We start from the raw sequence: 13,469 nt of genomic DNA, 5'->3' as shown, positions 1-13,469 counted from the left end.
GAGTCACCATGTCCAACACCGTGACATCCGGACCCACCGTCCTCCTCACCGGGGCGAGCGGCGTCATCGGACAGGCGCTGCTGGAGCGGCTCACCGGCTGTTCCCTGGTCTGCCTCACCCACAAGAAGCCCGTCGGCGGTCTCCGACTGACCACCGTACGCGGTGACCTGACCCTCCCGAACCTGGGCCTGGACCGCGCGGCGTACCACGACCTGGCCGACCGCGTCGATGTCGTCGTGCACTGCGCCGCGGTCACCGGGTTCAGTGTCGACCCGAGCCGGACCAACGACCTGAACGTCCGCGGTACCGAGAGCGTCCTGGCGTTCGCCCGGCGTGCGGAGGCACCCCTACAGCATGTCAGCACCGCCTTCGTGACCCGTCAGGACCTGACGCGCGGCGGGTACGGCAGTGCCCGGCCGGAGGTCTATCTGGGCAGCAAGCGTCTCGCCGAACAGGCGATCGCGAAATCCGGCGTGGCCGCGAACATCATCCGGCCCTCCGTGGTGATCGGTGACTCCGTCACCGGGCGGATCGCGCAGTTCCAGGGACTGCACGCCATCGCCGGCGCACTTCTGGGCAACGCGCTCCCGATGCTGCCGCTGGAGCCCGACACCCGGATCGACTTCGTGCCGCAGGACCTGGTGGCCGCCGTCATCGTCGGCCTTGTCCGGGCCGGGACGACCGGAGGCGAGTACTGGGTCACCGGCGGCGAGGCCGCACCGACCGCCGCGCGGATGGTCGAGCTGGCCATGAAGCTGGGCAGGAGTTCCCGCCTGGAGCTGGACATGCCGCGGTTCGTCTCACACGACATGATCGACCGGCTGATCCGGCCGGTGTTCATCGACGCGCTGCCGAAGGCCCAGCGGCGCCGGTTCGACGACATGCTGGCCATGACCGCCCTGTTCCACACCGCCGAGCCCTTCACCAGCGCCTACGACCACGTCCCCGGTGTGCAGCCGCTCACCGCGGAGGACCTCGAGGACGCCTTCACCGCCTCCATGCGCCACTACGCCCGGGTGAAGGGCCTGACGAAGCTCAGCGAGGTGGCCGCATGACAGCGCCCACCGAGTGTCCCGACCTTGCCATACCGGACCTCTACCGCCGCCACCTGAGCAAGGGCCGGGCCAGTCTCTCCGACCTCACCGGCGGGGCCCTGGAACTCTCCTCCCACGCGGCGCACGTCTTCGGCGCCGACGGGCGGCGCTTCCTCGATTGCGGCGGCTACGGCGTGTTCCTCGTCGGGCACACCCACCCGATCGTGGTCGAGGCCGTGGTGGCGCAGGCCCGCAGCCATCCCATGTCGACACGCCTGTTGCTGGAACCCACGGCGGCACTGGCGGCGGCCGCCCTGGCCGCGGTCACCCCGGCGGGACTCGACCGGGTCCACTTCGTGAACTCCGGAGCCGAGGCCACCGAGGCGGCCCTCAAACTGGCCCGGGTGCACGGCAAGCGGCGGCTGGTCTCGGCCGAGGGAGGATTCCACGGAAAGACGATGGGGGCACTCTCCCTCACCGCCAAGGAGTTCTACCAGGAGCCGTTCCGTCCGCTGCTGCCGGATGTCACACACGTCCCGTACGGCGACGTGTCCGCACTGGACGGCACCGTCGACGCGGACACCTGCCTCTTCCTCGAACCCGTCCAGGGCGAAGGGGGTGTGGTCGTCCCGCCGGACGGCTACCTCACCGCGGCCCAGCGGCTCTGCCGGGAACGCGGAGCCTTCCTGGTCCTCGACGAGATCCAGACCGGGCTCGGCCGGCTGGGAACCTGGTGGGGCGCCGACCGCGAGGCCGTCAGCCCCGACGTACTGCTGGTCGGCAAGGGCCTGAGCGGCGGGGTGGTGCCCGTCGCGGCCATGGTGGCCACCGATGCCGCCTATGAGCCGTTCAGCCGTGACCCGTTCCTGCACACGTCGACGTTCGCGGCGTCGCCCATCGCGATGGCCGCCGCCCGCTCCGCCGTCGAGACCATCCGAGCCGAAGGCATGGTCGACCGTGCCGCAGCCCTCGGCCGCACCCTGCTGGACGGCCTGGCCCGGATCGTCGCCGACCGGTGTCCCGGGCTGGTCGCGCAGATCCGCGGCGCGGGGCTGCTCATCGGCGTGGAGTGCAAGGACGAGCACACGGCGGGCGCCTTCGTCATGGAACTGCACGACCGCGGCGTCCTGGTCAACCACAGCCTCAACGCCCACAAGGTCATCCGCTTCACCCCACCCGCCGTACTCACCCGGAGCGACGTCGACTGGCTGCTCACCGCCTTCGACGACGCCGCCACCACGTTGGAAGGAACCCTGTGACGCGACAGGTCACCCTCGAGGCAGTCGTCCGCGACGCCGACGCCGACGCCGTCTTCGCCCGGCTGTCCGACTTCGAGCGCTACCCCGAGTTCACCGACGCGGTCCGGGAGGTGCAGGTCACCCACCAGGAGGACGGCGTCATCGACTCGCAGTGGGCCGTCAACTTCCGCAACGGCATCCTCCGCTGGACCGAGCACGAGATCATCGACCGTGCCACGCACTCCATCACCTTCGCCCAGACCACGGGCGACTTCGAGTCCTTCAACGGGACCTGGCGGGTCGAACAGGGCACGGACCACGTCGTCATCCGTTTCGATGCCGAATTCGACCTGGGCATGGCCAGCCTGGCCGCGATCATCGATCCGATCGCCGAGCGTGCTCTGGTCGAGAACCTCCAGCGCATCCTGACGGGCCTGAACGGATCGTCGACCACCTTCGGCGGGCAGGCGTGAGCGGCCGGCGCCACCTGCCATGACCGGTGTGGATCGCCGTCGTGCCTTCCGCGATCTGCTCGGCAGCATGCCCACGGGCGTCTGCGTCGTCACCACCGACGGTCCCTCCGGCCGTGCCGGCATGACGGTGAGCAGCGTCTGCTCCCTGTCGCTGGAACCCCTTCTGCTGTTGACGTGCCTCGGCAACGGATCCAGGACACTGCGGGCGGTCCGCGGCAACGGCCGGTTCGCCGTCAACCTGCTCCGGGACGGCCAGACCGGGGCCGCCGGAAGGTTCGCCACGGACCGGCCGGCCGAGGAGAAATTCGCGGCGGCCGGTCACGACCTCGTCGACGGCTCCCCGGTGCTGCGCCAGGTCCTGGGGTGGCTGACCTGCCAGGTGTACTCGGCGGTCCCGGCAGGCGATCACACGATCGTCGTCGGAGAAGTCCTGGGCCTGTCCCGGTCCCCGGGCGCACCACTGATCTGGCACGGGGGCCGATACGGGCACTGCCGCACCGCGGATCACAACAGTCCGACACCGACCATTCCATCCGCCGTCACACCACGGGATCGCCCATGACCAGAACTCGCCCCGGAATCCGCGCCGCAGACCTGTCGAGAGAGGACGTCCGGAGCACGGTGGCCGGCCTGCTCGGAGTGGGCGCCGAGTCGATATCCGACGCGGACAACCTCATCCGGCACGGCATGGACTCCATCAGAATCATGAAGCTGGTGGGCGGCTGGCGCCGCGCGGGGGCGGACGTCACCTTCCAGAAGATGGCCGAGAATCCCACCGTTCAAAGCTGGCACGAGCTTTTGACCACAGGTCTCGCGGCGAAGACCGCCGGCGCCGAAGTCGTACGCCACCGGGTCGATGCCGGCGCCCCCTTCGCACTCACACCGGTCCAGCGGGCGTACTGGATCGGTCGTGGTGACGAGCTGGCCCTCGGCGGGGTCGGATGCCATGCCTATCTGGAGTTCGACGGCAACGGCATCGATCCGGGTCGGCTCGAAGCGGCCGTCCGGGAGGTCGTCGACCGGCACGAGATGCTGCGCGCGCGCTTCCTCCCGGACGGACGGCAGCAGATCCTCGAACGCAGCCCCTGGGCCGGTCTCACCGTGCACGACTTCACCGCGTCCGATGCCGCGGCGGCCGGGCAGGGGCTCGACGCGGTCCGGGCGGGACTGTCGCACCGCCGTCTCGATGTCGCCGTCGGCGAGGTGTTCGACGTGCAGCTGTCGCTCCTGGCCGCCGGCCGGGCCCGGATCCACGTCAACATCGACCTTCTGGTGGCGGACGTGGCCAGCATCGAAGTGCTGCTCACCGATCTCGCGACGGCGTACCGGGTGCCGGGCGGGCTGATCCCGGCGGACGGGTACGGCTTCGCGCAGTACCTGGAGGACCACCGGGCCTGGAGCGGACAACCCGGCGTGGCCGGAAGCCCGGCGGCGGTCGCCCGGGACTACTGGCGCGGTCGCATCCCCGCACTCCCCACCAGCGGCCCGCAGTTGCCGCTGGCGACGCGACCCGAGGACATCACCCGGCCGCGATTCTCCCGGCGCGGCTTCGTCCTCGGGACGAAGGAGTGGGGGCGGATCACCGCACGGGGCCGCGAGCACGGCCTCACCCCGGCCATGGTGCTCGCGACCGCCTATGCGGAGGTCCTCGGGGCCTGGAGCGCCGACCGGAACTTCCTGCTCAACGTGCCCCTCTTCGACCGGCAGCCACTGGACGAGGCGGTCCCCGGCATGGTGGCCGACTTCACCAACCTGGTGCTGTTGCACGTCGACCTCCGGCAGCCCGTCCCGTTCGCGCAGCGGGCACGGGAACTGCAGCACCAGGTCCAGCAGAGTGCCTCGCACGCCCAGTACTCCACGCTGAACGTCCTGCGGGATCTCCGGCGAGCCCACGGCGGGAAGCGGGTCGGCGCCCCGGTGGTCTTCGCCTGCAACCTGGGCTCCGATCTCGTCAGCCCCGCATTCCGCGCGGAGTTGGGCGAACTGACCTGGATGCTCTCCCAGACGCCCCAGGTCTGGCTCGACCACCAGGTGTACCGGACGGACGATTCGGTACGGCTCGCCTGGGACGCCGTCGACGAGCTGTTTCCCCCCGGACTGCTGGACGACATGCTGCGGGCCTACCAGGAGCTGCTGAACTGGCTGGCCGCCGCCGGCAACGAGTGGACGGACCCCGCCACGGTGTCCGCCGGGGGCGCACGATGAGCGCGGCCGTCGCGTCGAGGTCCCGGTGGCTCAAGCGTTTCCACCGTGCGCAGGACGCCCCGGCCCGCCTGGTCTGCTTTCCGCACGCGGGTGGCGCGGCCGGCTTCTACTTCCCGCTGTCCCGGGCACTCTCCCCGACGGTGGAGACGCTCGCCGTGCAGTACCCGGGACGCCAGGACCGCAGGGCGGAGCCCGGCCTCGGGGACATCGAGGAGCTGACCGACGGGATCGCCGAGGCCCTGGTCCCGCTCCTGGACAGCAGGCCACTGGCGCTGTTCGGCCACAGCATGGGGGCGGTCCTGGCCTATGAGACGGCCAGGCGCCTCGAGCACGAGGTCGGTTCGCCGCCCGCCGTGCTCTTCACCTCCGGGCGCAGGGCACCCTGCCGCCGCCGCGTGGAGAACATGCACCAGCGCGAGGACCAGGTGCTGGTGGAGGAGCTGCGGGAGCTGGGCGGCACCGACCCGGAGCTTCTCGACGACCTCGGGATCATGCGGCTGCTCCTGCCGGCCATCCGCCGGGACTACCAGGCGATCGAGACGTACCGGCACCGGGCCGGGCAGGAGTTGAGCTGCCCGGTCACCGTCCTGACCGGCGACCGGGACCCCAGGACGACCATCGACGAGGCGAGTGACTGGAAGCACCACACCACCGGTGCCTGCACGCTGGAGGTGTTCCCCGGCGGTCACTTCTTCCTCAGCGAGCACATGACCGACGTGGCCGGGCTGGTCACCGCCCGGTTGCTCCCGTCCCGCCGCCAGAGCCGCCCGCGCACCGTCCCTCACCCACCGAACGATCCGCAGATGCCGGTATCGCGCCGGCCGCGTGATGTGCGCTCACACGAGCGCCGGAAACGGAACCAGCGATGAACCAGTACCAGAACACGACGATCCACGGCCAGTTCGACCCGCTGGTCGCCTCCACAGCACTCGCTCGCGCCGGGCTGTTCGACCGCCACGTCGTCTACGAACGCGACGAGGAGTGGTGTTACGCCGGCGGGGCCCTCGGCGAGATCACCCTCGACTCGGCCGAACTCCGGGTCCGCTGGGGCGGTGAGGAGACCGTCGAGCCGGTGGGGAACCGCCCTCTCACCCAGGTGGCGGCGGCCCTCGGCCGGCTTCCGATCAACGACTGGAACTCCTACGGATGGGTGGCCTTCGAACTCAGCTATCTGGCCCACCGCCGGATCGACGTGCCGCCCGGCACCCCGCTGCTCCACCTGATCCTGCCGCGGACCGAGGTACGGATACGGGCCGACCGGGTCGTGATCCGCGCGACCGAGCGTTCGTCGAGCGATCTGATCCGCAGCGTCCTCGACACCCCGCAGCGCGAGTCGGGCGGCACTCCGTCGCCGGCCCCGATCGACAGCTACGGGGCCGAGATGTACCAGAAGTCCGTCGCTGTGGCCGTCGACGACATCCGGCGCGGGGAGCTGCAGAAGGTGATCCTGTCGCGGCCGGTTCCCATAACAGGGCCCGTCGACATTCCGGCGACCTATCTGAACGGCCGCCGGAAGAACACCCCCGCCCGCTCCTTCCTGCTCGACCTCGGAGGCTGGCGTGCCATGGGATTCAGCCCGGAGACAGTCGTGGAGGTGGACGCCGGTGGGGCGGTTTCCACCCAGCCCCTGGCCGGCACCCGCGCCCACGGGCTCGGCGACGAGCAGGATGCCCGGCTCCGCGGGGAACTGGTCGAGGACGCCAAGGAGATATACGAGCACGCCATCTCCGTGAAGCTGGGGTACGAGGAACTGCGTACGGTGTGCGACCCCGGCTCGGTGGTCGTCAGCGACTACATGACCGTCAAGCCGCGAGGCAGCGTCCAGCACCTCGGATCGCGCGTGGTCGGGCAGCTCGCTCCGGAGAAGTCCGCTTGGGACGCCCTGGAAGCCCTCTTCCCCGCGATCACCGCATCCGGAGTGCCCAAGGAGGCCGCCTACGAGCGCATCGCCCGGCTGGAACCCGGTCCCCGCGGACTGTACTCCGGCGCCGTCCTCACCGCCTCCAGCGACGGCTCCATGGACGCCGCGCTGGTCCTGCGCGCACTCTACGAGCAGGACGGTCGTGCCTGGCTGCGCGCCGGCGCCGGCATCGTCGCCGACTCGCAGCCGGCGAGGGAACTCGAGGAGACCCGCGAGAAGCTGTCCAGCGTGGCTCCGCATGTGATCGGCGCCGACCCGGTGGACGGCCCGTAGCGCCCAGCCCCCTACTGACAGATCACCGACGAGATGGAGCCGAATCACATGCTTGCGGGTTTCGTGCCGTGGCCGGAGGAACTGGCACAGAAGTACCGGGAGGAAGGCTACTGGCGCGATGTCACGATCGGCGGACTGCTCACCGTCTGGGCGGATGCCTACGGGGACAGAGTGGCGGTCACGGCCGGCGATCACCGGTTGACGTACCGGGAACTGGACAGCTGGGCCCACCGCTTGACCGGCGGGCTACGACGGCTGGGCATCGCCCCGGGCGACAAGGTCGTCGTCCAGCTGCCCAACGTGCTCGAGTTCCTTCCCGTGTTCTTCGCGCTCTGCCGGCTCGGCGCGCTGCCGGTGCTGGCGCTCCCCGCCCACCGGGAGCACGAGATCGGCGCACTGACCGCACTCACCGAAGCGACGGCCTACGTCATCGTCGATCAGGACCTCGGCTTCGACTACCGGAATCTGGCACGTCAGGTCACACAGCGCGTTCCGGGTCTGAAGCACGTCATGGTGGCCGGTGACGCGGCCGAGTTCGTCCCCCTGGCCGCTCTGGACACCCCCGACGGCCATGAGACCGCCGCCGGGGACACGGCCGGGCGGCCCACGGCCCCCGAGCCGTCGGGCCCCGAGGACGTGGCGTTCTTCCTGCTGTCCGGCGGTACCACGGGGCAACCGAAGCTCATCCCGAGGACGCACACCGACTACGCCTACAACCTCCGGGCCAGCTCGGAGGTCTGCGAGCTGGACCGCCGGACCGTGTACCTGGCGGCACTGCCGGTCGCGCACAACTTCGCACTCGGCTGCCCGGGGGCGCTCGGCACGCTGCACGCCGGCGGCAGGGTGGTGCTCGCCCGCGACGCGAGCCCGGATCACGCCTTCGCGCTGATCGAGGAGGAAGGCGTCACGATGACGGCCCTCGTCCCTCCACTGGCGATGCTCTGGATGCAAGCCGTGGAGTGGCTGGACGACGACATCTCCACGCTGAGGTTGCTCCAGGTCGGCGGGTCCAAGCTGCCGGCCGAGGCCGCCCGCCGGGTGCGCGGGAGTCTGGGCTGCCAGTTGCAGCAGGTCTTCGGAATGGGCGAAGGCCTGCTCAACTACACGCGGCTCGACGACCCCGATGAGTTGATCGCGACCACCCAGGGCCGGCCCCTGTCCCCGGCCGACGAACTCAAGGTGGTGGACGAGGACGGACGTGAGGTGCCGGTGGGGGCCACGGGACAACTGCTGACCCGCGGCCCGTACACCCTGCGGGGCTACTACCTCGCCGGAGACCACAACTTCACGGCGTTCACCGCGGACGGTCACTACCGCACCGGTGACCTGGTGCGGCTGCTTCCGAACGGATACGTGGTCGCCGTGGGCCGGACCAAGGAGGTCATCAACAAGGGCGGGGAAAAGGTGGCGGCCGAGGAGCTCGAGAACGAACTCCTGGCCCATCCGGCCGTGCACGACGCCGCCGTGGTGCCCTTCCCGGATCCCGCCTTCGGTGAGCGGATCTGCGCGTTCGTCGTCGTCGCGCCGGGGCGCGGCCTGAGCCATGCCGACGCCGTGGACTTCCTCGTCTCCCGCGGCCTCGCCACCTACAAGCTGCCCGACCGCCTCGAACGCCTCGACGCGCTGCCGCTCACCACGGTCGGCAAGGTGGACAAGCGGCAGCTGACCGAGCGGGTCTCGACCATGCTCGCCGGCCCGGAGACCGCGGGCTGACCCGAGCGGCAGGCCCCCCGACCACTGGAAAGCCCATCGGAAAGAGAACCGTTCATGTCTTCCTGCCCGGCAGAGGACCCGAGAGACGACGAACCGTTGGTCTGGGACCTGCTGCCCGCCCGACAACAGCCCGCCTGGCGGGGCCACAGCGCCTACGCGGCAACCCGCCGCTCCCTGCTCCGGGCCGTCCCGCTGGCACTGCACTCCGAGGTGACCGAGCTGCGCGCCGGCCTGGCGGCGGTCGCCTCCGGTGAGGCCCGGCTCCTCCAGATCGGTGACTGCGCCGAGAGCCTTGCCGAGCAGACGGCCGAGCACGTCGCCGGCAAGCTCTCCGCCCTGGACTCGCTGGGCGACCTTCTCACCGCCCGGACCGGCCAGGAGACCGTCCGGATCGGTCGCATCGGGGGGCAGTTCGCCAAGCCGCGTTCGGCGCCCACCGAGCGCCACACCGACGTCGAACTCCCGGCGTTCCGCGGCCATATGGTCAACTCCGAGGAACCCAGCCCCGAGGCGAGACGGCACGACCCCCGCCGGATGCTGCTCGCGCACGAGGCCGCCACCCGGGTGGCCGGTCAGCTCCGCCGGCTCCGGCGGCAGCGCGCGGCAGCAGGCACCCACCGAGCCGTGCTGGGGCCGTGGACGAGTCACGAGGCTCTGATCATCGACTACGAGGGCCCACTGGTCCGCACCGCCCCGGGCGGCGCCGAGTACCTCGCCTCGACCCACTTCCCCTGGATCGGTGAACGGACCCGGCAACCCGACTGCGCGCATGTGGAGATGCTGGCCACCGTCCAGAACCCGGTCGCCTGCAAGATCGGACCGACCGCGCGTCCCCAGGACGTCGTCAGGCTGTGCGAGCTGCTCGACCCGGAGCGCAGCCCCGGCCGGTTGACGCTCATCCTGCGGTTCGGCCGGGCCCGGGTCACCCCGGACATGCCGGACATCGTCGACGCCGTGCGCAGGGCGGGCCATCCGGTCGTGTGGGCGACCGACCCCATGCACGGCAACACCGTGGTGACACCCGGTGGGACCAAGACCCGGCATCTGCGTGCCATCGCTGAGGAGGCCACCGCCTTCCTGCGCGTACTCGAGCGGCGTGGACTGCACGCGGGAGGCCTGCACCTGGAAACGGCGGCGACCGACGTCACCGAGTGCCTCGGCGCGAAGGTCCGCAACGAGGCGTCACTGAGCCGCCGTTACGAGACCCTGTGCGACCCGCGCCTCAACCCCGAGCAGGCCCACGAACTCATCGAGCTGCTCTTCCGTCGATGACCGGCCGACATCACCGATGACCAGCGGCACTCAGAGAGGCGGAGGGCATGGCGAAACATGTCGGGACGGTGCGGGCGTTGTGGCGGTACCCGGTGAAATCGATGCTCGGAGAGGAGCTGCCCGCTGTCGACGTCACCGAACGTGGCATGGACGGTGACCGGACGCTCGCGCTGCTCGACTCGGAGACCGGCAAGGTGGCCAGCGCGAAGAACCCTCGCCTGTGGCGGCGGTTGCTGACGCTCTCGGCGGTGACGACGGACGACGGCATTCGGGTCGTCGCACCGGACAACACACGCGTCGACCACGACGGCCTGTCGGAGATCGTCGGGCGTCCGGTCACCCTGACCGCCGAGCCGCCACCGGGCGCCTCTCTCGACCGCGCCCAGCCCGACCAGGTCCTGCACGCGGGCGCGGATGCCGAAGTCGACGTCCACGCCATCGCGCTGCCACCCGGGACCTTCTTCGACCATTCCCCCCTCCACCTGCTCACCACCGGCACCCTCGACCGGATCGGCGAACTGAGCCCGCGGGGGACGGTGGAACTCCAGCGTTACCGGCCGAACATCGTGATCCACACCGACGAGCGCGGGTTCGTCGAGAACGCCTGGATCGGCCGGGAACTGACGGTCGGCCCGGAGCTGCGGCTGCGGATCACGGTCCCCACCCCGCGCTGCGCGGTGCCCACCCTCGCGCACGGTCCACTGCCCCGCGATCCGCACGCCCTGCGCGTCCCCGCGCAGCACAACCGGCGGGAACCGCTGACGGGGATGGGCCTTCACCCCTGCGCGGGAGTCCACGCCCAGGTGATCACCCCTGGCCGGATCGGCTGGGGCGATCCCGTACTCCTCGACTGAGCGACTGAGCCCGCCCCGGACAGCCGTCCCTCAAGACCGGTCAGCCGAGCACGGGCCCGCAGGTGATGAAGTAGGGGAGCGCGGCGGCGCCCGCACCGAGCAGCACGATGGCCCAGCGTGCCGCACGACTGAGCGGGGCACTCGGCCGCAGCAGCCGTCGAAGGCGGGCCAGTACAGCCGTGCCGCCGGCCGCGAACGTGGACTGCGGCGAGCCGCCCGCCGCGACCTCGCACATCGCTTCCGCGAGGGTCCTGGCGGACGCGCTGCGCAACGCATGGTCGTCGCACACCATCTCCAGGAGATCCGCCATGTGTTCCCGCGCGGTACGGGCCAGAGGCAGAACGCGGAAGGCGCGCGCGAACGCCTCGCCGGTCGCCGAGACCAGATGGTGACGGCCGGTCAGATGGGCACGCTCGTGTGCCAGGACGGCCTGCAACTGGGCCGGCGTCAGTGATCGCAGGGCTGCGCTGGTCACGACGACACGGCCCGGACGCCCCGGCAGACAGTACGCGGCTGGAGTGTCGTGGTCGAGGACCATGACGCCCAGCTCGGGCACCGGCCGACCGGCCAGGTCCAGCAGGCGGGCGTGGCGGCGTCTGCGGCGACGGGCGGAGAGAGAGACCGTGACGAACCAGGAGGCCGGCCACAGCGTGGTGAGACCGATCGGCACCAACAGCTCGATGCCTTCCGCGCCTCGGGCGGACTCGTCTTCCGTGGACGGGTCCGCGATGTGCGGACCACTGATCCACCTCTCGGCCGTGCCGAGGAGCCCGTGCAGATGCTGGCTGGCGGTGTTCGCGTGACACCAGGCCAGTGCCACCGAGACGATGAAGGACACCATCAGCGCCTGCCAGAGCACAAGCGCGGTCCTGGGGGCGCGCAACGGCCACCGAGCCCGGGCGAGCGAGTGCGGAACGACGCCCCCGACGATCGCCGCATACCCGCCCAGAACGATGGAACCGATCACTCTGGCTGGTCGCTGGTGAGCGATCGCAGAGCCCGGCGGAGTGCCTCCTGTTCGTCCTGGGTGATCCGTTCGACGAAATGGGCCAGGGCGCTGGAGCGGTCGGAACTCACGCCCAGGGCGTCCTGCATGAGAGCCGCCGTGTAGGACTCACGACTGCGTGTCGGCGTGTACTGCCAGGCTCGGCCCAGTTTCTCCCGCTGGAGCAGACCTTTGCCGTGGAGGATGTCGGCCACGGTCAAGACCGTCGTGTAGGCCAGTGGACGTTGCTTGTTGAGATCGTCGACGAGTTCACGCACGGTCGCCGGCCGGCCCCAGCTCCACAGGCGGTCCATGATCTCCGCTTCCAGATCCCCCAGCCGTCGCACTCCCGTTGCCCCATCTCCTTCGGCGCCACCGTCGTCAGCCATCGTAGAGGGCCGTCCGGCCCGGGACATCCCTCCCGCCTCGCCGAATGCAGCCGCGCATGTCCGAAAATCCCCTGAACCGCTGGCAGTCGGCCTCCGCCAACCGGAAGTCGCCTGTCAACGTCACCGGCCCGGTGGGAGACGCTCGGGAAGGAGGAACACGCGGGGTCAGAGCTCATTTTCTCCCTTTGTCTCATCCCGGAATTCGGTGTTTGGTCCGGGGCGTCGGGTCGCGCCAGGAGATGGTGTTCTCGCTGGCGAGGCGGCGGGCCATGAGGTCTGTCATGGCTATGTGGATCACGGCTTCGGAGCGGGTGGGCAGGGTTTCGTAGTCGCGGGCCGGTCGGCGGTGCAGCATGAGCCAGCCATAGGTCCGTTCGACCGCCCACCGCTTCGGTATCGGGGTGAATCCATTAGGGTCTGTCGCGAAAGTGGATCTTGTTAGTTGGTGATCACTTTTCGTGGGACGTGGGAATCCGACGAACGGGCAATGGGGCCCGTCTTGAGCCGCTGCTGCCGCGGGGCATCAAGCCGGGTCGTCCGCAGGTGTGGACGCGGCGGCAGCTGACAGACGGCATACGGTGGCGGACCCGTACCGGGGCACCGTGGCGCGATGTGCCGGAGCGTTATGAGCCGTGGGACCGGGTCTATGACCTGTTCCGGCGTTGGCAGCGGGATGGGACGTGGGCCCGGATCCTCACCCAGTTGCAGGCCGAGGCGGATGCGAAGGGGCTGATCACCTGGGACGTGAACGTCGACTCCACTGTGTGCAGGGCGCATCAGCACGCCGCCGGGGCGTCGAAAAGGGGGTCTCCAGAAGGAGCCACCCGGCGGAGTCTTCGCCGAACCGGCCGACCATGGACTCGGGCGGTCCCGGGGCGGACTGACGAGCAAGATCCACCCTCGCCGTTGAGCAGGGCCGGAAGCCCCTGTCAGTGGTGATCACGGCCGGGCAGCGGGGCGATTCTCCGCAGTAACTCGGTACGGCTTTCGCCGAGGCAGGCTCACCGCCGTACGCCGCACTCACACAGGGTGTGGTCGGGCTTGCGTGCGGCGGCACTCCCTGCGGCGCCGACCGCAGTGCCGGTTGCGTCGGCGCGGGACGCGGTGCGGGG

At 70.4% G+C, this 13,469-nt stretch carries 12 protein-coding genes and 2 pseudogenes; 11 read left to right on the top strand and 3 right to left on the bottom strand.

Features of this window, described 5'->3' with window-relative positions; all coding sequences use genetic code 11:
• Window positions 1-8 precede the first annotated feature (8 nt).
• The 10 genes from ABZ117_RS23445 to ABZ117_RS23400 are packed head-to-tail and all read left to right on the top strand — an operon-like array spanning window position 9 to window position 10,983.
• Window positions 9-1,055: an SDR family oxidoreductase gene (locus ABZ117_RS23445; RefSeq protein WP_356823661.1), complete on the top strand. Its 1,047-nt coding sequence runs from the start codon at window positions 9-11 to the stop codon at window positions 1,053-1,055.
• The gene (locus ABZ117_RS23440; RefSeq protein ID WP_356823659.1) at window positions 1,052-2,293 is read left to right on the top strand and encodes an aminotransferase class III-fold pyridoxal phosphate-dependent enzyme; all 1,242 of its coding nucleotides are present in this window, start codon (window positions 1,052-1,054) and stop codon (window positions 2,291-2,293) included. The genes ABZ117_RS23445 and ABZ117_RS23440 overlap by 4 nt, the downstream gene beginning before the upstream one ends.
• A complete protein-coding gene (locus tag ABZ117_RS23435) occupies window positions 2,290-2,745 on the top strand; it encodes an SRPBCC family protein (protein WP_356823657.1) in 456 nt (151 codons plus the stop codon). Before ABZ117_RS23440 ends, ABZ117_RS23435 begins: the two co-directional genes overlap by 4 nt.
• Before the next feature lie 28 nt (window positions 2,746-2,773).
• Window positions 2,774-3,307 (top strand): flavin reductase family protein, encoded by a 534-nt coding sequence (locus ABZ117_RS23430; RefSeq protein ID WP_356823656.1) that lies wholly within the window; start codon window positions 2,774-2,776, stop codon window positions 3,305-3,307.
• Window positions 3,304-4,950, top strand: coding sequence for a condensation domain-containing protein (locus ABZ117_RS23425; RefSeq protein WP_356823654.1), 1,647 nt, complete (start codon window positions 3,304-3,306; stop codon window positions 4,948-4,950). The genes ABZ117_RS23430 and ABZ117_RS23425 overlap by 4 nt, the downstream gene beginning before the upstream one ends.
• Window positions 4,947-5,819, top strand: coding sequence for an alpha/beta fold hydrolase (locus ABZ117_RS23420; protein ID WP_356823652.1), 873 nt, complete (start codon window positions 4,947-4,949; stop codon window positions 5,817-5,819). The genes ABZ117_RS23425 and ABZ117_RS23420 overlap by 4 nt, the downstream gene beginning before the upstream one ends.
• Window positions 5,816-7,144, top strand: coding sequence for a salicylate synthase (locus ABZ117_RS23415; protein ID WP_356823650.1), 1,329 nt, complete (start codon window positions 5,816-5,818; stop codon window positions 7,142-7,144). Before ABZ117_RS23420 ends, ABZ117_RS23415 begins: the two co-directional genes overlap by 4 nt.
• Before the next feature lie 48 nt (window positions 7,145-7,192).
• The gene (locus ABZ117_RS23410) at window positions 7,193-8,857 is read left to right on the top strand and encodes an AMP-binding protein (RefSeq protein WP_356823649.1); all 1,665 of its coding nucleotides are present in this window, start codon (window positions 7,193-7,195) and stop codon (window positions 8,855-8,857) included.
• A 54-nt stretch (window positions 8,858-8,911) separates the two neighbouring features.
• Window positions 8,912-10,129 carry a 3-deoxy-7-phosphoheptulonate synthase gene (locus ABZ117_RS23405; RefSeq protein ID WP_356823647.1) on the top strand — a complete coding sequence of 406 codons (1,218 nt, stop codon included), beginning with the start codon at window positions 8,912-8,914 and terminating at the stop codon, window positions 10,127-10,129.
• A 47-nt stretch (window positions 10,130-10,176) separates the two neighbouring features.
• Window positions 10,177-10,983: an MOSC N-terminal beta barrel domain-containing protein gene (locus ABZ117_RS23400; protein WP_356823646.1), complete on the top strand. Its 807-nt coding sequence runs from the start codon at window positions 10,177-10,179 to the stop codon at window positions 10,981-10,983.
• A 40-nt stretch (window positions 10,984-11,023) separates the two neighbouring features.
• Here the strand turns inward: ABZ117_RS23400 and ABZ117_RS23395 are convergent, their stop codons facing one another.
• The 3 genes and pseudogenes from ABZ117_RS23395 to ABZ117_RS23385 form a co-directional block, all read right to left on the bottom strand.
• Complete coding sequence (locus ABZ117_RS23395; RefSeq protein WP_356823644.1) at window positions 11,024-11,842, bottom strand: M56 family metallopeptidase; 819 nt, start codon at window positions 11,840-11,842, stop codon at window positions 11,024-11,026.
• Between the two features lie 104 nt (window positions 11,843-11,946).
• On the bottom strand, window positions 11,947-12,315 hold the full coding sequence (locus ABZ117_RS23390) for a BlaI/MecI/CopY family transcriptional regulator (RefSeq protein ID WP_356823795.1): 369 nt from the start codon (window positions 12,313-12,315) through the stop codon (window positions 11,947-11,949).
• Window positions 12,316-12,547: 232 nt separating this feature from the next.
• Window positions 12,548-12,766, bottom strand: a pseudogene (locus tag ABZ117_RS23385) (transposase); the annotation flags it as partial.
• Window positions 12,767-12,815: 49 nt separating this feature from the next.
• On the opposite strand from ABZ117_RS23385, the pseudogene ABZ117_RS23380 reads away from it, so the two are divergent.
• Window positions 12,816-13,255, top strand: a pseudogene (locus tag ABZ117_RS23380) (IS5 family transposase); the annotation flags it as partial.
• Window positions 13,256-13,469: the final 214 nt, after the last annotated feature.

The organism is Streptomyces sp. NPDC006309, from assembly GCF_040613095.1.
Taxonomy (GTDB): Bacteria; Actinomycetota; Actinomycetes; order Streptomycetales; family Streptomycetaceae; genus Streptomyces.
This window is presented reverse-complemented; position numbering and strand designations above follow the sequence as displayed.

Coding starts and splice junctions, on each gene's coding strand:
- ABZ117_RS23425 (WP_356823654.1), top strand. CDS start 3,304: ATGACCAGAACTCGCCCCGGAATCCGCGCCGCAGACCTGTCGAGAGAG.
- ABZ117_RS23400 (WP_356823646.1), top strand. CDS start 10,177: ATGGCGAAACATGTCGGGACGGTGCGGGCGTTGTGGCGGTACCCGGTG.
- ABZ117_RS23405 (WP_356823647.1), top strand. CDS start 8,912: ATGTCTTCCTGCCCGGCAGAGGACCCGAGAGACGACGAACCGTTGGTC.
- ABZ117_RS23410 (WP_356823649.1), top strand. CDS start 7,193: ATGCTTGCGGGTTTCGTGCCGTGGCCGGAGGAACTGGCACAGAAGTAC.
- ABZ117_RS23415 (WP_356823650.1), top strand. CDS start 5,816: ATGAACCAGTACCAGAACACGACGATCCACGGCCAGTTCGACCCGCTG.
- ABZ117_RS23440 (WP_356823659.1), top strand. CDS start 1,052: ATGACAGCGCCCACCGAGTGTCCCGACCTTGCCATACCGGACCTCTAC.
- ABZ117_RS23445 (WP_356823661.1), top strand. CDS start 9: ATGTCCAACACCGTGACATCCGGACCCACCGTCCTCCTCACCGGGGCG.
- ABZ117_RS23420 (WP_356823652.1), top strand. CDS start 4,947: ATGAGCGCGGCCGTCGCGTCGAGGTCCCGGTGGCTCAAGCGTTTCCAC.